This window comes from Agrobacterium deltaense RV3 (assembly GCF_900013505.1).
Classification (GTDB): domain Bacteria; phylum Pseudomonadota; class Alphaproteobacteria; order Rhizobiales; family Rhizobiaceae; genus Agrobacterium; species Agrobacterium leguminum.
In genome coordinates this window covers 90983-108526 of record NZ_LT009747.1, presented here as the reverse complement: position 1 = coordinate 108526, position 17544 = coordinate 90983, and the positions used below count along the sequence as shown (strand labels likewise).

Here is a 17544-nt window from a genome sequence, read left to right as displayed (position 1 = left end):
CTTATACCCGGCTATCGCCAGAGACAGGAGAGCGGAGCTGCGGCGAACCGGTCGCCGAAGGGAACGACATCGGTATTGTCGTAAAGAACGATGCCAAAAGCGAATTTCTCTCCGCATGCTTGCGCCAGCGTTTTCAGTCCTCCAAAGTCACTGGCCCTGACGGTGGCGCTTGCCTTCACTTCGATTCCAACGATCATACCATCATCTCGTTCGAGCACGACATCGACCTCGCGCATTTGCTGGTCCCGAAAATGGTAGGGAGTGAGCCACAAATCCGAGCCCGTCATGAGTTTCAGGATTTCGGAGAACACGAAGCTCTCCAGTAGGGCACCAAATGCGCTGCGATCGGCCTTAACCCTATCAAAAGTCAATCCCCGGGTCGCGGCCAGCACGCCAGAATCGAGAAAATGCAGTTTAGGGGTCCTGGCGATCCGTTTCAGTGCATTGGTATACCAGGGTTGCACAGTGGCAATCAGGAACACCTGCTCGAGGAGACCGACATACCGCTGCCCGGTCTTGTGGCTGACGTTGATGCTCGACCCGAACTGCGAGTAGTTGACCAGTTGTCCTGAATGTTCGGCGAGCAGCCGCACAAACTTCGGGAGTTCGGTCAGCTTCTCGACATCCGCAATGTCCCTTAAGTCGCGCGTCAGAACCGAAGTCAGATAGGATCGTGCCCAATCCTGGCGCCGTCGTTCACTTTCTCTGGCAATCGCCTCCGGAAATCCGCCGAGCAGAACGAGCTTCACGAGATCATCTCCGACGATCGCGTTTTGATCGCCCTGCAGCTTTCCCTCGAACAGACGATGCAGAAACGTCGAAGTCACGCCTTCGACTTCTGCGCGGGCGAGCGGCAACATCCGAATGGTTTCCATGCGGCCGGCCAGGCTGTCGGCCACACGAGGCAGCGTAAGCACGTTGGCAGAGCCGGTCAGCAGGAAGCGGCCGGGGCGATAATCCTCATCGACCGTCTTCTTGATTGCAAGCAACAGATCGGGTGCACGCTGGATTTCGTCGATGATAGTCCGGTCAAGACCGCGGATGAAGCCGGCGGGATCTGACTGGGCGGCGGCAAGCACCGTCTGGTCGTCGAGGGTGATATAGATGCGGCTTGCCTCATCCATCTTCCGCACCAGCGTGGTCTTGCCCGCTCGACGCGGCCCGACGACCAGGACCACTGGCGTATCCGAAAGGGCTTCCTCGACCCTGCGTCTTATAAACCGATTGTACATGCCCATTTCCGATTCTTTGAAAATTGGAACTATCAAGAATGATAATTGGAAGTCAACTTTTTGTTGATTGGAGGTCGATAGTGGGTTGAAGGTTGCTTGCATTCTACAAGTTGTTGGGTTTTGGGCAAATTGTTCGCTGCCACAAGAGAGGGAGAGAGGGGCCGGAAAGGGGAGCCTGCCGGGGCTTGGAAAGCGTCCGGGTGGGCTTGTCCTTTCCCGCTCTCGACAGGATCTCCCATGAACGTGATCTCGACCCCTGCCGCAAACGCGGTCGCCACTTCGCGCGTTTCCGCCAGCCGTGCGGACAGTATTCTCAACGCCAGCCATGAGCTTCTTCCGTTTCTCGAACGCGGCCATGCCATCGGCGCAGCCGATCTTCGTACCATCCTGACGAACGCCTTCGGCGGCTCGGATGCTGCAGGCTTCTGGTCCTGGAAAGACGCCTATGAAGCGGCGGAAGCCGCGCAGGTCCTGTTCCTGCGCAAGTTCGGTTCGGCGATTGCCGCCCGCGCGAACGCGCCGCAGACAGCGCTCACCATGTTGACCAAGGTCGCGGGCCTGGTCCCGACCCACACCCGGCGCTCCGAGGAAAGCCAGCAACTCCAGCAGTTTTCCACGCCGATGCCGCTCGCCTATATCGCTGCCCGCGCAGCCGGCATCATACCCGGCGACATGGTACTGGAACCGTCGGCGGGCACCGGGCTCATGGCGATCTTCGCGGAACTCGCCCGCGCGCGCCTCGCGCTCAACGAATATGCCCCGCTCCGCAACGGTCTTCTGGAACGCCTCTTTCCGGGTTCGCAGGCCACGCAGCACGATGCCGCGCATATCGACGACTATCTTGATCGCGCGGTTCGACCGACCGTCGTTTTGATGAACCCGCCGTTTTCCGCCGGCGTTCATGTCGAAGGCCGCATGACTGAGGCCGCATGGCGTCATCTCGCCTCCGCCTTCGCGCGGCTTGCTCCCGGCGGCCGACTGGTGACGATCACCGGTTCCAGCCTTTCTCCCGACAATCCCAAATGGCGCGACGCCTTCGTCCGGCTTCAGGGCCGCGGTACGGTTCTGTTCAGTGCTGCGATCGATGGTTCCGTCTATGCCCGCCACGGGACGACGATGGAAACCCGCCTGACGGTCATCGACAAGATCGCTGCCGCCGATCCGGAAAAGCTCGTTGCATCGCAGGGTGTGGCCCCCGATCTGGAAACATTGCTCACCTGGATCTCCGGCCTTCCGCCTCGCTCACCCTCCACCGCGCCGAATTCCATCGGCACGCTGTCCAACGGAACCTCAAGCGCCTGCGCGGCGAAGATGGCCGCCCGCAAAGCCGCCGGCACCATGCGTCCCGCGGCAGTGATGGCCCCGGCAAACCGCCCTTCAGCCGGTCATGCGCGGCGGCCTCTCCCCTCGGCTGCATCCAGGATCGACGATGAAGTCGTCGAGCTCTCCTACGAATTGCGCGACGGAACGATAAACGCCCGCGCCGATGTCACCGATGGCATCTACGAGCCCTACCGGTTACAGGCGATCCGCATACCGGACGCAAAACCGCACCCGGACAAGCTGGTCGAATCCGTCGCCATGGCCTCGGTCGCGCCGCCCAAACCGAGCTATCGCCCGCATCTGCCGAAGAGCATCGTCATTGGCGGGGATCTCTCCGACGCCCAGCTCGAAAGCGTGATCTATGCCGGCGAAGCCCATTCCGGCTACCTTGCCGGCCATTGGTCGGTCGATGCCAGTTTCGACAATCTGCAGGCCGTCACCCCGGAGACGGAAGGCGCTGTCCGCCTTCGTCGCGGCTGGTTTCTCGGCGACGGCACGGGAGCCGGCAAAGGGCGACAGGCTGCCGGTATCATATTGGACAACTGGCTCAAGGGTCGCCGCCGCCATCTGTGGATCTCGAAATCCGAAACCCTGATCGAAGATGCCCAGCGTGACTGGTCAGCACTCGGCCAGGAAAAGCTACTGATCACGCCATTGTCACGCTTCCGCCAGGGCAAGCCGATCAAGCTCGATGAAGGCATCCTGTTCGTCACCTTCGCCACATTGCGTACCGACGAGCGCGAGGGTAAGCGATCGCGCGTGCAGCAGATCGTCGACTGGCTGGGTCAAGAGACGGAGAGCGGCGAAGCCACGACAGGGAACGCAAAAGGTTTCAAGGGCGTCATCGTCTTCGATGAAGGCCATGCGATGGCCAACGCCGCAGGCGGCAAATCCGATCGCGGCGAGAAGTCTGCCTCGCAGCAGGGGCGCGCCGGTCTTCGCCTCCAGCGTGCTCTTCCCGATGCCCGCGTCGTCTACGTTTCCGCGACCGGCGCATCCGAGGTCGAGTCGCTCGCCTATGCCGAACGCCTCGGTCTCTGGGGCGGCGCGGACTTCCCCTTCTCGACCCGGTCCGAGTTCATCGCGGCAATCGAGGACGGCGGCGTGGCGACGATGGAAGTGCTTGCGCGCGACCTGAAGGCCATGGGGTTATATGCCTCCAGATCCCTGTCCTTCGAAGGTGTCGAATACGACATTCTCGAACACGAACTGACCGAGGAGCAGGTCCGCATCTACGACTCCTATGCCGAAGCGTACCAGGTCATTCACAATCATCTTGATCAAGCGCTGGAGGCTTCCGGCATCACGTCAAGTGGCGGCACCCTCAACAAAAATGCAAAGGCGGCCGCGCGCTCGGCCTTCGAAAGCACCAAGCAGCGCTTCTTCAACCATCTCCTGACGTCGATGAAGACGCCGGCGCTGATGAGTGCGATCAAGGCGGATGTGGCGGAAGGCCATGCTGCAATTGTCCAGATCATTTCCACCGGCCAGTCCCTGATCGAGCGCCGCCTCGCCGAAATCCCGACCGAGGAATGGCATGACATTCAGGTGGATGTCACGCCGCGTGAGATCGTCGCCGAATACCTCAATCATTCCTTCCCGACCCAGTTGTTCGAGGAATATTCCGACGCCGAAGGCAATCTCCTGTCGCGCCCGGTCTATGACGCCGACGGCAATCCGGTCCTGTGCCGCGAAGCCATCATCCGCCGTGACGATCTGCTCGAACGGCTCGGCAGCCTGCCGGCGATCCCGACTGCGCTCGACCAGATCGTCCAGCGATTTGGTACGGAACATGTGGCCGAGATCACAGGTCGCATGCGCCGCATCGTCCGACGCGATGATGGCGGAGCGCTCGACCGCTTCGCCATCGAAAGCCGGCCGGGCGGCGCCAATCTCGACGAGACCCGCGCCTTCATGGACGACGAGAAGCCGATCCTGATCTTCTCCGAAGCCGGCGGCACGGGGCGCTCCTACCATGCCGATCTCGGCGCGAAGAACCAGCGATTGCGTCTGCACAATCTGCTTGAAGCCGGCTGGCGGGCAGACGTCGCCATTCAGGGGCTTGGTCGCAGCCATCGCACCAACCAGGCGCAGCCTCCGCGATTCCGGATGGTCGCCACCAATGTGAAGGCTGAGCGACGCTTCCTCTCGACCATCGCCCGGCGTCTCGACACGCTCGGGGCGATCACGCGCGGGCAACGCCAAACCGGCGGGCAGGGGATGTTCAGGAGCGAGGACAACCTCGAATCGCAGTACGCGCGCGATGCGCTGCGGCAGTTTTACAAGCTCGTTCATGCCGGCGGTATCGAAGGCTGCTCGCTGGAAAAATTCGAGGCGATCACCGGCCTGTCGCTGACGGCGGAAGAGGGCGGCCTGAAGGACGAGCTGCCGCCGATCCATACGTTCCTGAACCGTATGCTCGCGCTCACCATCGCCATGCAGAACCTGCTGTTCGATGCGTTCGAACAATTGCTGGCGGCCCGCATCGAGGGTGCGATCGCCGCCGGTGTCTACGACAAGGGGCTCGAGACGCTGACGGCCGACCGGATGACAGTGAAGGACCGGCGGCTGGTCTATACCCATCCGGTCACCGGCGCGCAGTCGCATCTGCTGACCATCGAGCGTATGGATCGCAACAGGCCGATGCTGCTTGCCGATGCTTTGAAGCTTGCTGCGCGCGATCCGCACGCTGTTCTGATGATCAACGGCAAGTCTGGCCGCCCGGCGGTGCAGGTTCCGACCCGATCGGTCATGCTCGACGACGGTTCCATCCAGCCGCGTGTCGCGCTTATCCGGCCGATGGACGAGATCCGCTTCGAAATGCGCCAGCTCGTGGAAACGAACTGGGAAGAGGCGGACGAACAGAACTTCTCGGCCGCATGGGAAGCGGAAGTCGCCAGTCTCGCCGAATTCTCCATATCGACCATACATGTGGTCTCGGGTCTCCTGCTGCCGATCTGGAAACTGCTGCCGCAGGATTATTGCCGGGTCTATCGTCTCCAGACCGATGAGGGAGAGCGTATCGTCGGACGTCTGGTCTCCCCGGAGGGCCTGACGCGGCTTTGCCGCAACTTCGGGCTCGACCAGACGGAGGTCGTCACCGCTGCTGAAGTCTGGCAGTCGCTACTCGGCGGCTTCTCTGTGGTCGCGCTTGACGGCAACATGACGCTCAGGCGGGTGCGGGTGATGAACGATTATCGTGTCGAACTCACCGGCTTTGCCGACGGCATGCGCGACAGGCTGCGATCCATGGGCCTGTTCTCCGAGATGATCGCCTGGAAGGTCCGGTTTTTCGTCCCTACGTCAGATGAGGGACCGGCGGTCCTTTCCCGCCTCATAGAGCGGCATCGCATCGTCGACGTCGCCGGTCGGGGATGATCGCCATGTTGTCCGCGTCCGAAATGGCGGAACGTCTCGCGCAGGACGCCGAGGCGGTCTGCCGTCATTATCTCTCCGCCGGTCGAAGGGCCGGCAATTACTGGGTCGTTGGCGATGTCGCTAACAGCAAGGGCAAGTCGCTCTATGTCCATCTCTCCGGCCCTCGCAAGGGAAAGTGGGTCGATGCGGCGACGGCTCAATATGGCGATCTGCTCGATCTCGTGCGGGAAACCTGCGGGCTGGTCGATTTCCGCGACGTGGCCGATGAGGCGCGGCGGTTCCTCAGTCTTTCCCAACCCGCCCTGGCGGCGCCCCACAGGGGCGACGCCCATGCCGATCCGCCGGTCGACAGACCGGCAACCGAGCGCGCGCAGAGCCTGTTTCGGATGACGCAGCCGCTTGCCGGCACGCTGGCTGACAGCTATCTGCGTCAGCGCGGCATCTTGCGGGCGGCTCTGCATCCCGCGCTCCGGTTTCATCCATCGTGCTACTATCGCAATCTTGTGACGGGAAGGACCAGCAGTTACCCGGCGCTGATCGCAGCCGTCACCGATCGCTTCGGAACGATCACCGGCGTGCATCGCACCTATCTCGATCGCTCAGGGCTCGATCCGGGCAGCATTGGCAAGGCGCAGGTGGACACGCCCCGGCGCGCGCTTGGCGGCCTGCTCGGGAATGCCGTGCGCTTCCGCTTTCCGTTTCATGTCCCCGTGCCGGTGATGGTCGCCGGCGAAGGCCTCGAAAGCATTCTTTCGCTCATCGCTGTGATGCCCGACATGCCGATGGTCTCGGCATTGACCGCCAATCACCTTGCCGCTTTCCGGCCACCGGACGGGTGCGAGCGCCTCTACATTGCCGCCGACGCGGATGCCGCCGGCCGGCACGGCATCGAGGGATTGAGCCGCCAGGCGCAGGCGCTCGGCATCCTGCCGCTCGTGCTCACCCCGCAGCTCGGCGATTTCAACGAGGACCTGCGCCAACTCGGACCGGACCGGCTGATCGTCAATCTGCGTGCTCAGCTCGCCCCGGAAGATGCCCAGGTCTTCCTGTCCGCGTGATCGGGCCATGATGGGGAGGCGAGGGCGCGGCGGCGTGGTTGGGAAGGCCGGTGCCCTGTCGGTCGCCGCCCGGATGGGCGCGCCTGCGGGCCTGCCGGGAGGCGACCCTTACCATGCGGCGGGCGGGCCTTCAGCGGGTCGGGCAGGGTTCTTCCCCTGACTGGCCGCACGGCGGCCCGTCATTCCTCGCGGGGCAAGAACCCTTTCCTCCTCCGCCCGGCGCTTCGCTGGGCCGCGGCGCAGAGCGCCGCGGTTCCGGCCCGCCTCCGCATGGACAGGGATCGCCGTCAGGCCGCGAGAGGCGTGACCCAAACCGACGGAGACCATCATGACCCTCATCCTTCCCAACGACGACACTTTCGAGCCGCACCACGCATCCTCCCCAACCGACCGCTTCATCTACGAGATGCAGCTCTATGGCCATCGCCGCTTCCAGGACGAGCCGGACCCGCGACCGCTTCCCGAAGAGCCGGTTGTCCAGTCGGCACTAACCGCGATCTTCGACGCTCTCTACGAGATGCTCGGCGACACGCGGCTGGAACCCGATCTCGAAGACCTGCTCTGGTCGGTTCCCAACCTCTTCCACCGCGCCGGCGAGCGCATCCAGCGTGAGCTTCAACGCAACGAAGATGCGCAGCGTACCGGCCAGCGCGAACAGGATGGATCGGAAGTCAAGAGCGTCGAACTCGAACGCCATATCGCCGAAGGCATCACCCTTCTGGAGCGCCGCAACGCCTTCGAGTTCATGCGCGATGTTGCCGCCGACCTGTTCGAGGCGCAGACTGGATCGACTTGGCGCCCGCGCACAGGCTCCAAGGTCAGCCACGCCAACATGACCGCGGCGATGATCGACTCCCGAGATTTTCTTTCCGCCCGCCGGCGCGCCGAGACCGATGTGCTGATCCCGACCGGGACCAGGATCGCTGTTGGCGGCGGCATGGATTACAACGATCATGAGCGGATTTGGGCCGCACTCGACAAGGCCCATGCCAAGTATCCCGATCTGGTCTTGATGCATGGCGGTTCGCCGAAGGGAGCAGAGCGCATCGCCGCTAGCTGGGCCGAAGCCCGCAAGGTGACGCAAATCGCCTTCAAGCCGGACTGGATGAAACACGCCAAGGCGGCCCCGTTCCGCCGCAACGATGCCATGCTCTCGGTCATGCCGGCGGGTGTGATCGTCTTTCCCGGTTCCGGGATTACCGACAATCTTGCCGACAAGGCCCGCCGGTTCGGCATCCCGGTCTGGCGCTTCGGCGGAGACGGTGCGTAAACGGTCCCTTCGGAGGCCGCACGGCCCATTCGCAGCGGCCTCTGAAATATTCCCGGGCCATCGTGTGGCCCGGTGCTGTCGACTTATCGCGCGCAAGGAAGGTCGACGTTGCCCCTGAAGGCATCAGGTATGGTTGATGTAGCACCTGCGGATGTTATAGTTCGATCAGGATATCGTATGACTGACGAGGGTGCCATGCCGAACTCTGTTTCATCGTTTGAACAGCGACACTCGTCTCTTCGTCGAGCGGAGATATTCGTCATGTTTCCATTCCGCACAGCCGTCGTGCTGGGCGCTCTTGGGTGTGTTAATTTCGCGCTCGTTTTCAATCGGCAGGAAAGTCCACTCTGGCTGGCGACTACGGCAACGGTCGGCATGTGGGTTCTTGTACTGGCGAGTATTCTTCGCTCAGTAATTGCCCTGACGACCTCGCCGGACGGCCGCTATAACCGTGGTGCGAGCATAGCTGCGGTGTTGATCGGCAAGTTCATATCGGCTCTGCCCGAACTCAAGCGCAGGTATCTTGAGACTCGGTTCGAGAATCCGGCATCATCAATACGCTTCCGTTTTCCGTGGCAGATGATGCATAGCGCTGTCTCGCCGTCGCTCCGATGCATCGAGGTCCTGCTTCTCGCGGTGGGGGCAACGCCTTTCGTGCTGATCCTTCTCGCCTTCCGCTTGATTGTTGGCAATACCGATCTATGGGGATCGGCACTCGGACAGCCTGCTTTTGCGATTATTATCGCTCTCGGATGGATGACCGTTATTCTGAGCGCTATCGCGGTCTTGTTTGTTGTGATCGACGCGATGTTTCTGCTCTTTGCCGAGGGCATCAAGCCGGATTTCGCGAACAGGGCACACAGAATAGGACGCTGGTTAAGCTCTCTCCGTTGACGGCTTCATTCAGTCGACCGGTCTCCAACGCGCAGTCCGTCTACGCGATCGAACTCAACGAGATTGTTGGTAACGAGCATCAGGCCACGGGCCTTGGCCTAACCTGCTATCAAGACGTCGTAGGGGCCGATAGGCGTTTCCTTTGCGGCGAGCGCCGCCCGGATTTCCCCCGTGACAAAAGCGTCCCGTTGATCGAAATCGCTGATCGGCGGCCAAGCGGCGCAATGACCGATTCGTGTCGAGACGATATGAGATCACGGAAACACCGTATTAAGGCTCCGGCCGGTCCTGTGGTTTTCGCTGCTCGCGCCCACCTTCCATGAAATCGTCGCTCACGCCGCGCGTCATCGCTGCTTGCAGGGATGACCACGCTTCATCACGCTCGACTTCCGGCGGTTGGTCCGGCAAATTTTGCCGATTGAATTCTTCGGGCACCAGCCTTAGCTTTCAAAGAGTATTGCGGCATAGTCCATTGATCCATGTAGAACGTGGACGATGACCACCTGTTCAGCTTCCACTCGATAGAAAATCAGGTAACTGCCATGGACCCTGCGGCGAATGCCGTGCTGTTCATATCGAGGTACCAAGGGAAAGGCTTTTGTCGAGGCCGCAATCGTCAGGCATTTCTGTTCCAGCTCATCAATGAATGACAACGCACGGGATGGATTGTCCTTCGCGATATAGTCACCGATCTGCTGCAAATCCGCCTTCGCTTCAGTCGTAAAACGGACCTTCATTCGCCCGTGTCCGGAAGCATGGCTTTGTACCGCTCACGCAACCCGTCAAAAACATCTTCTGCGGCGTGTGTACGGCCAGCGTCGGCATCTGCAATGCCCCGCATGATGGAAGCGTCGAGTGCGGCAAGGTGCGTCTCTCGATCTTGAACGAGCCGCACGCCTTCGCGCAGAACTTCGCTCTTCGAGCCGTACCGGCCCGAGTCAACGAGCTTCTGGACGTAGTTTTCAAGCTGCTTGCCAAGGTCAGCGCTGATCATGTGAATTTCTCCATCGGTCACAATAGTCCCATCATAGTCCGATTATCAACTATTATCAACTAAAAGCCTCTATGTCCTCTTTTGGATTCACTTCGAAGTGACTGGCGAACATGACGTGCCGGGAATGTCATAGGAGGGTGGTTGGCAGGGGTCGGGTAAAGCGTCATGTCCTGCACATAATGTGCCCTCAAGTCTTGCATTTCCGGTGATTTGTGTACACATTTCTTGCTCAAATGGAGCCTTGTTATGCCTCAATCCCGGCAACAGACATCTTCCCTCCGTCGTGTCGGTGTGCGTGAGTTTCGCGGCAACCTGACGTCCTTCTTGAAACAGGTCGAGGATGGTCAGCGGTTTGTTCTCACCTCCCATCATAAGGTCGTCGCGGAAATCGGGCCGCCATCAAAGGATATTATCGTTCGCAAGCCCGGCGCGTTGCGCGGGAAGATTAAAGTCGCCGAAGACTTCGACACCCTGCCAGCGGACGTTCTGGCCTCGATAGAAGACGAGGCGTGAGGCTACTTCTCGATACGCATGACTTGTTGTGGTGGCTGAACGACAATGAAAAGCGGGGAAACCATACGCGTAGCCTTATCGGGATCCTGAGAATGACGTCCTCGTCAGCTCGGTTTCCCTTTGGGAAATCACCGTGAAGCTGCGGATCGGCAAGCTCGATGCCGATATAGAAGAGATTCTTGCGATCCTGCCGAAACACGGTTCCGATCGGCTGGATATCACGGATGCGCATCTTATCGCTCTTGCTGCTCTTCCGTTTCATCGCCGCGATCCCTTCGATCATCTCCTCATGGCCTAGGCCGTGGCAGCGGAGGCGCATTTCGTTTCGCAGAATCGGAATGTTCCGCTTTACGGCATTCCGTTAGTGACTTGCTCGGATCCTGTCGCTTTGTGATCTCCGACGGGCCTGGGCACCGTCGATGAAGCCGCTCCAGTTCGCTCGGTACTGCTGGCTTGCCGGTAGGCAGCGTGCCAGAGAGCTTACTGTCCGGATGAACGAGCGATAACCGGGCAAGCTGGCAAAGATCGCGCATCGGATATCGGGCGCGCGCAGCGCCACCAGATGTTGCCGCACGGTCGGCAAGGGGCAAGACGGTCGCGGTGCCGATCGTTCCGCCCCCGAAGGCATGGCGAGGTGGGAGCCTCATCGCATGTCTTTTGAATCGGGAGCAGTCGCCAGGAGGTGGCGTTGAAGCGGATAGTGGCGAAGGCGCGCACGCGAGGGGTGCGGCGGTATCGCACAGCGCCGGACCGGGTAGCCATGATGGTTTGTTGCCCTTCGGTTGCCCCGAACCATTCCCGTTGTATGTCGCTCGTATAGACGACCGCCTGCTTTTGCGGCCAACCCCTGAAGGGGTAAGACTCGCCCGAAATTTTTGCAAAATTCTATTTCGGTTTCTTGTCTTGGCAGAAAATACAATTTTGCAAAATTTTCTGGCGAGCTGACCGCAGCAGGCGGCCGTCTCTTCGTGCGCCATCGGGAATGGTCCCGAGCAACCGAAGGAGACAATACCATGGCCACCACGATCGCAACCCTGACACAGAAGACCGACGGCAGCCTCGAAGGCGTTTTCGCCACTATCCGGGTCAACGCACCGATCGCCATCGTCCCGAACGCCCAGAAGGCAAGCGAGGAAGCGCCCGACTTCCGCGTCATCCACCGCCGGACCGGCTTCGAGATCGGCGCAGGCTGGAACCGCATCGCCCGTCAGACCGGCGAGGAATACCTCTCGGTGAAGCTGGAGGCGCCCGAGATCGGGGTGATCTTCGGCAATCTCGCTCAGGCACCCGGCGGCGATCCGGCGAAGAAGGTGATCCTCTGGAACAACCCGAACTGAGCGGCAAGTAGCCCGCCCCGAGCGATCGGGGCCGGCTTCGGCATTTTGGCGCTGACCGGTTCCCGTGGTCATTGGAGCGGAAGCGGGCATCGAGCCCGCTTCCGCTCCTCTTCGGTGCCAAACAAACCAAACTTTGTCTGCTCAGTCCATCCAAGGGTGCCATGGCGACCCGAATGCCTCAAGGACGAGCGGTTCCCCCAATTTTCAGCCGCAGCCCCTGCGGGACCGCGTCAGAAAATCGGCTCCCCCACTCGCCGCCTCCGGCGGTCGCGTTCCGCGCTCCTTGACACCTCCGGCCCGCCATGACCGCGGGCGGCGTCTTTCACAAACATCAAGGAGATGACCAATGTCGATCGATCAGCACATCGAGGAACTGCGCGCTGAGCTGCGAAACGCCGTCCATCGCAACGAGCGCCGCTGGATCGAGAAGGAACTGGCAAAGGCACTGGCAGAGCGTGAGATGCTCTGGGCCGCGCAGGCAGCCTTCCTCAAGAACGAGCCGCCCTTTTAGGGCGGCATTCTGTGTTCACTTTCGCGGAAAACGTTGGTGGTGCGGCGGCGCTTTCAAATACCGACATTTGCGCAAACGCTGTGAATGCTGTAAATTACAGCAATTACAACAATGACAGGAGATCACCATGCCCCGTTCCAGTGGTTCCTATTCGACCAGTGACCTGTCGCGCAAGTCCGGCGACATCATCGCTGAAGCACTGCGCCACCCCGTTACCATCACCCAGCGCAATAAGCCGCGTCTCGTGTTGCTCAACATCGACGACTACGAGCGGCTGATGCGCCAGTCGGATGTTCGTGACGTTGGCACGATCGAGACAATGTCCGAAAGCCTGTTCGATGAGTTTCATGAGGCAGTCGAGTCCTATGCGCTGGAGGACGAGAAGGGGCGGCCATGAGCTACGACGACATCCAGACCGCAACCGTTCTCCGCTACCCTTACTTATGGGCGCGGCAGGCGCGGGCGGGTGAAACCGAAGGGCGCAAGGACCGGCCTGTCGCCGTCGGAGTGCGTATCGCTCGCCCGGAGGGCGATCTTGCGCTTTTCTTTCCGATCACGACCAAAGAGCCGGAACAATCGCGGTTCGCGGCCGAAATTCCCGACATCGAGAAGCGCCGTGCCGGTCTCGACGCTGACCGGCGCCTCTGGATCATTCTCGACGAATTCAACAGTGACCGGATCGGGAAGTCCTTCTATCTGGAGCCGGAACCGCCGATCGGACGTTTCAGCAGGGCCTTCTTCCTGCCGCTGCTGCGCGAGTTCATCGCCCGGCGCAAAGCCCTCACGGAGATCAGTCGCTTTCGGTAGGATCGGCACTGCGATAACCGCGGCGGCGTTTCGTCCGGGCAAGGCGTCCAAATGCCTGCCACGCCTCATCCTCTCCGCCGAAGGTTTCGATCTTCGACTGGCCGTTCGTGCCGATCCGACCCCAGTTGCGGATGACCGATACGCCGCCAAATAGCGTCGGCTGGATCGCGAGCACATAGAAACGCCGCATGTTCTGTGACGGATCGATGCGGCGAAGATGAATTGTTCCCGTATCCTTATTTTCCATGGCCGGAGTCTCGCTTCCTTTGGGAGACCCGTCCAACGACTTCTTTGAATCGATCCGCCCCGACCGATTCATTGCGGTGATGATTGGTGGGTTCGATCCGGTGCCTTCGGTCAAGAAGGGTTGGGCGAGACCCCTTGCGGGGCGCGGCTCTACTCACGCCCGAAGGGGCGCTCCCGGAGCCCGCACGCGGTCTCCGCGCATCCGCGTGACGATCCTCTCGCGGTATAATACGGACCAGTAGGCAACTGGACCGTTTGCAGCTCCGTCGCCACCCCCCAAAAAAAGAAAAAAGGGCGGTGCCAGAAAATCGGCTTTCCCGCTCGCCGGCGGTCGCTCCGCGACCCCTGACCCTCTGGGTCAAAATATGACTGCTTTCTTTCTCTCGTCATGCGGACAGAGCGTGTTCGGTACACGCTGATCCTTGCACTGCGTTTGTGCTGGAGTTAGACTCGCGAAAAAAAGAAAGTAAATCTTGCCGCCACGTTCCGCCGGGCGCTTGCCGGGCTGTTTGCAACAAGAGGCGCATCGATGACCGCTGAACCTTCCTCATCCACCCGGTCGTTGAGGAGCCACACCCAAATCCCCTTGGGCGTATCGTATGGTTCGCGGTGAGGTTGCCCTTTGCCATTCCAGGCGTCGTCGTTGGGGGCTGCTCTACAGCACATGGTATCTGGCCTTTTATGTGCTCTGCATGTTTCGCCCCTTCACTGGAATGATGCTGCTCGCAGCGATCGTCATGCTGCCAATGTCGATCGTCGTCCTGCGCATCCCGAAGCTGCCCGTGGAATGCCGTTCTGGGCATTTGGCCTGATGGGGCTTGGCTTCGTCGCGCTTGCGCTCGGTTACACGCTCTTTGTCGACTGGATCACCCGCCTGGGGCCGAGGATCCCTTCGAACGCTATCGTCGGCGCCCGAGGTGACCGCCTTGTGGATCACTTTTTTGGCGAGGATAAAATACCAGTGATTGTCGCTACGACGATAAGTGCGCCGGCTTGGATCAGCACCCAAAAATCCGGCTCGTAGATCACGCACCAAAGGGCGGCAATCAAGCAAACCAGCACGCTGAAGATCAGGCATTCACCTGTCACCGAAGATGCTTTCCTCACTGAGACAGAAGCAGATAAAGCGTGATTGCAATTGCCAGCAGACCGGCAAAGGTAAATGCGAGTTCCGTCAAAATCCTTTCTTGTTCAAATTCTTTAAAGGCAGGCTTGGCCGTTTGTACAGGGTGCCTCCACGGGTCTCGCGGCCGGGCAGCATCTCTCTGCAGTATCCTTCTCTCAGTCCCTTCGAATGGCTGAACTGGCGGAAATAAAACAGTCTGCTATTCCGAAACTCCCGGAGTGCCCGCCGCCGAGCATGCCTGAGCATTTACGGGCCGAGCTTGACGAAACGATTGGCCTTGGCGGCCGCATCCATGTCCTTTCGCCGGAAGTAGATCGCGCGACCGCAGCGGATGGGGCTATGCCCCTGCACGATGATGATCTGCTCGTCCTTGCGCATCGACTGGGTGATCTCGTGCGGCATGATCAGCGGCCGACGCTGGAAATTCACATTCTCCGATTTGCGCGACGCGCTGTTCTTCATGTCCCAGCCGATATTGCGGGAGCTTCCCTTTACCTCGACCGTCATCTCGCCGCATTGCGCCGAGACGTTGCGCGCCGTGTCGAGCGCCTTGATCGCCGCGTAGCTCGCAAAAGCGCATCCGTCGATCCATGACGTGGCCCCGTCTTTTCCGAAATGCCGCTCAAGCTGGCCGACGGACTGGTACATGAGCATCATCGAAATCCCGTATTTGCGGCCGCGGTCGCGCGCCTCTTCGAGAAGGCGCATGTAGCCGAGCAGGTCGACCTCATCGAGCATGAACAGTGCCCGCCGCTTGAATCCGCCATCGGCTTGGATCATCGCATTGATCAGAGCGCCGATAATCACCCGGCCGATGCCTGGATAGGACCGCAGGATTGATGCCGGGATATTCAAGAACACATCCTTTTTACCGGTGATGATATCACTCGATTTGAAGGCATTGCCGCAGACCAGCGCCGCATAGTTGTCGAGCGACAGCCATTGGGTGTCCTTCGACGCCGTCGAGTAGACGCCCGAGAACGTCTGCTCGGTCATGTTGGTGAAGACGCCGAGCGTCTCGCGGATGAAGGCGGACGCGGAATGCTCCTGAATGTCACGCAGCATCGCCAGCACCGACGGCTCTGGTTCGGATACGATCTGGCGCAGGCTGCGCAGGTTTCGCCGCCCAGTATAATCCGGCGACAGCATGACGTGGGCGAGCAATCCCGTCAGCAGATTGTGCGCCTGACTCTGGAAGTAGGAGCCGGTCGAGCTTTCGAAGCGAACGCTCTCCGACAGCAGCATCTGGGCGACGCCGACGATGTCCTCTTCCTTCTGTTTCGATGTCTCGATGCCGTCGAGCACGTTGAAGCCCATGATCGGATTGGTCGGGTCGAGCACCATGACCTCACGGCCGAGTACGCGGGTGCGGTGTTCGACGACCATCGGTGCGACTTCGGTCGAGGGATCGAGGCAGATCAGCGGCCCGGTATAGCGCAGCGCCGTCGGCACGACATTGCTGGTCGTCTTGTATCCGCCCGATCCGGCGAAGAAGAGCATATGGGTGGAATCGAAATCTTGGTTGTAGGTGAGGAGCGGGGCTTTGCCGCCTTGTCCCCAGGTTGAGCGATCGTTCGGATCGAAAGGCAGCTCATGGACGATTTCCTTGTCGACACGGTAGCGCTCGCCGACGACGATCTCGCCGTCTGCCGGAAAGAGTTTTCCGGCGGCAGACATCGAAAGCCAGTCCGCATCGCCGAAGGTCGCGCGCCGCGCCCGCTTGACCTGTTCGGGAACGACGGTGGAAATGCGGGCCGAGGCTGCAACCGCCATGAAGCCGCACAAGGCTCCGACCACGGCAACCATGTCGAGATAGGAAAGTGCATAGTCCCAGCTCACGACACCGCGCCCGACGGACGGCGCGAGGCGCCCGTATTCCCGCAAGGCGTAAAAGCCGACAACGCCGAGAAAGCACAGGAGGCTCACCATGGCGATCGGTCGCCGGCGGTGCATGGGCAAGGCCGAGACCGTCAACAGGCCGGCGAGCGGCCCGAACAGAAGCGCCGGTAACGGAGTGGCACGCAGAAACCAATATGCCGTTTTGCCGGACATGCCGGTCGCCAATCCCTTCCACCGCCAGCCGACGATATAGACTGAGATCGCCGTGACAACGATCGGCACGAAGACGAGCAACAGGCTAGGATGCAGTTTTCCCTTCAATTCCATTCCAGCATCTCCCCGGCGCGCGCGGTCTCGCCCTTGAGTTCTGGGGCCTTGAATGCCTCTTCGCCAATATCGCGAAGCCGCCGGTGTTCGGGAGAGCCTGTTGTCACGCGCGCGAGCTCAAGTAGACCACCGAGCAAGAAGGCCCGGTCGGCCTTCGACAGGCCTGCCTTGACGACAATGCCGCCGAGCAGGAATTTCTCTCTTGCCCCCTGTTTGCGGTCAGCCGTCATTTGAAACCGCCTCCGGCGTTCCAGTCTCACTATCTGCCGGTCGACGTGCCGGAGCGGCTGCGCCATCAGAGCCTTTCTTTTCCTCTTTGCGAAATCGCGCGGCGATGTCCTCAAAAATGCGATCGACCTCCTCGTCAGCGATCTCCATCTCCGCCAGACCCGCCTTCGTGGCAGCCCGGGCGAAGCGCTCGGCGGATTTAACTATCAGAGAACGCCTGCGTTCACGCAGCTTCTCGATCTGCGCATCGATATCCAGAATGGATGATTTTGAGGCCATCTACGTATCCTTCTCCGTCGCGACAATCTTGGGACTTATCGTTTATACTGACTAGAATAAGATAGTAAAATAAGCTACCTTGCACAAGTCCCCAAAAACGTCGACGCCGGAATTCTTAGCTGGGCCGTCTTCCGGAAAAGCGGCATCGGCCCTTCGGTCCGATCAGTTTGAGGGCGCAATAT

The 17544-nt window shown here is 60.6% G+C and carries 17 protein-coding genes and 2 pseudogenes; 10 read left to right on the top strand and 9 right to left on the bottom strand.

The annotated features are described in order from the left end of the window. Positions 1–11 precede the first annotated feature (11 nt). Positions 12–1232 (bottom strand): ATP-binding protein, encoded by a 1221-nt coding sequence (locus AGR7B_RS24185; RefSeq protein WP_080858302.1) that lies wholly within the window; start codon positions 1230–1232, stop codon positions 12–14. 237 nt (positions 1233–1469) lie between these two features. On the opposite strand from AGR7B_RS24185, the gene AGR7B_RS24180 reads away from it, so the two are divergent. The 4 genes from AGR7B_RS24180 to AGR7B_RS24160 all read left to right on the top strand — a co-directional run bounded on the left by AGR7B_RS24180 (position 1470) and on the right by AGR7B_RS24160 (position 9155). Next, complete coding sequence (locus AGR7B_RS24180) at positions 1470–5933, top strand: strawberry notch family protein (RefSeq protein WP_080858301.1); 4464 nt, start codon at positions 1470–1472, stop codon at positions 5931–5933. Beyond that, entirely contained in the window at positions 5930–6991 is a 1062-nt protein-coding gene (locus AGR7B_RS24175) for a DUF7146 domain-containing protein (protein ID WP_080858300.1), read from the top strand. The genes AGR7B_RS24180 and AGR7B_RS24175 overlap by 4 nt, the downstream gene beginning before the upstream one ends. Positions 6992–7319: 328 nt before the next feature. After that, complete coding sequence (locus AGR7B_RS24165) at positions 7320–8261, top strand: DUF2493 domain-containing protein (RefSeq protein ID WP_080858298.1); 942 nt, start codon at positions 7320–7322, stop codon at positions 8259–8261. 177 nt (positions 8262–8438) lie between these two features. After that, positions 8439–9155: a hypothetical protein gene (locus AGR7B_RS24160; RefSeq protein WP_162934262.1), complete on the top strand. Its 717-nt coding sequence runs from the start codon at positions 8439–8441 to the stop codon at positions 9153–9155. A 5-nt stretch (positions 9156–9160) separates the two neighbouring features. Here the strand turns inward: AGR7B_RS24160 and AGR7B_RS26345 are convergent. From AGR7B_RS26345 to AGR7B_RS24145, 3 genes and pseudogenes are all read right to left on the bottom strand, one after another. Then, positions 9161–9364 (bottom strand): annotated as a pseudogene (locus tag AGR7B_RS26345) (PIN domain-containing protein); the annotation flags it as partial. A gap of 231 nt (positions 9365–9595) precedes the next feature. Next, positions 9596–9892: a type II toxin-antitoxin system RelE/ParE family toxin gene (locus AGR7B_RS24150; RefSeq protein ID WP_080858296.1), complete on the bottom strand. Its 297-nt coding sequence runs from the start codon at positions 9890–9892 to the stop codon at positions 9596–9598. Then, positions 9889–10149 carry a type II toxin-antitoxin system ParD family antitoxin gene (locus AGR7B_RS24145; RefSeq protein WP_080858295.1) on the bottom strand — a complete coding sequence of 87 codons (261 nt, stop codon included), beginning with the start codon at positions 10147–10149 and terminating at the stop codon, positions 9889–9891. The genes AGR7B_RS24150 and AGR7B_RS24145 overlap by 4 nt, the downstream gene beginning before the upstream one ends. 246 nt (positions 10150–10395) lie before the next feature. On the opposite strand from AGR7B_RS24145, the gene AGR7B_RS24140 reads away from it, so the two are divergent. The 6 genes and pseudogenes from AGR7B_RS24140 to AGR7B_RS24115 all read left to right on the top strand — a co-directional run bounded on the left by AGR7B_RS24140 (position 10396) and on the right by AGR7B_RS24115 (position 13317). Further along, the gene (locus AGR7B_RS24140) at positions 10396–10662 is read left to right on the top strand and encodes a type II toxin-antitoxin system Phd/YefM family antitoxin (protein ID WP_080858294.1); all 267 of its coding nucleotides are present in this window, start codon (positions 10396–10398) and stop codon (positions 10660–10662) included. Next, a pseudogene (locus tag AGR7B_RS24135) lies at positions 10659–11056 on the top strand (type II toxin-antitoxin system VapC family toxin). The gene AGR7B_RS24140 and the pseudogene AGR7B_RS24135 overlap by 4 nt, the downstream one beginning before the upstream one ends. 619 nt (positions 11057–11675) lie before the next feature. Beyond that, a complete protein-coding gene (locus AGR7B_RS24125; protein WP_080855056.1) occupies positions 11676–11999 on the top strand; it encodes a DUF736 domain-containing protein in 324 nt (107 codons plus the stop codon). A gap of 346 nt (positions 12000–12345) precedes the next feature. Beyond that, positions 12346–12510: a hypothetical protein gene (locus tag AGR7B_RS26045; protein WP_162854308.1), complete on the top strand. Its 165-nt coding sequence runs from the start codon at positions 12346–12348 to the stop codon at positions 12508–12510. A gap of 127 nt (positions 12511–12637) precedes the next feature. Then, the gene (locus AGR7B_RS24120; protein WP_080858293.1) at positions 12638–12907 is read left to right on the top strand and encodes a type II toxin-antitoxin system prevent-host-death family antitoxin; all 270 of its coding nucleotides are present in this window, start codon (positions 12638–12640) and stop codon (positions 12905–12907) included. Beyond that, a complete protein-coding gene (locus AGR7B_RS24115) occupies positions 12904–13317 on the top strand; it encodes a hypothetical protein (RefSeq protein ID WP_080858292.1) in 414 nt (137 codons plus the stop codon). Before AGR7B_RS24120 ends, AGR7B_RS24115 begins: the two co-directional genes overlap by 4 nt. On the opposite strand, the gene AGR7B_RS24110 is transcribed toward AGR7B_RS24115, so the two are convergent. The 5 genes from AGR7B_RS24110 to AGR7B_RS24090 form a co-directional block, all read right to left on the bottom strand. Continuing rightward, positions 13301–13564 (bottom strand): WGR domain-containing protein, encoded by a 264-nt coding sequence (locus AGR7B_RS24110; RefSeq protein ID WP_080858291.1) that lies wholly within the window; start codon positions 13562–13564, stop codon positions 13301–13303. The two genes, AGR7B_RS24115 and AGR7B_RS24110, sit on opposite strands and share 17 nt — an antisense overlap. Before the next feature lie 678 nt (positions 13565–14242). Continuing rightward, on the bottom strand, positions 14243–14641 hold the full coding sequence (locus tag AGR7B_RS26040; protein WP_162934261.1) for a hypothetical protein: 399 nt from the start codon (positions 14639–14641) through the stop codon (positions 14243–14245). 294 nt (positions 14642–14935) lie between these two features. Further along, positions 14936–16855, bottom strand: coding sequence for a Ti-type conjugative transfer system protein TraG (gene traG / locus AGR7B_RS24100; protein WP_080858290.1), 1920 nt, complete (start codon positions 16853–16855; stop codon positions 14936–14938). Further along, positions 16846–17085 (bottom strand): conjugal transfer protein TraD, encoded by a 240-nt coding sequence (locus tag AGR7B_RS24095; protein WP_080858289.1) that lies wholly within the window; start codon positions 17083–17085, stop codon positions 16846–16848. The genes traG and AGR7B_RS24095 overlap by 10 nt, the downstream gene beginning before the upstream one ends. Continuing rightward, positions 17075–17362, bottom strand: coding sequence for a TraC family protein (locus tag AGR7B_RS24090; protein WP_080858288.1), 288 nt, complete (start codon positions 17360–17362; stop codon positions 17075–17077). Before AGR7B_RS24090 ends, AGR7B_RS24095 begins: the two co-directional genes overlap by 11 nt. Positions 17363–17544: the final 182 nt, after the last annotated feature.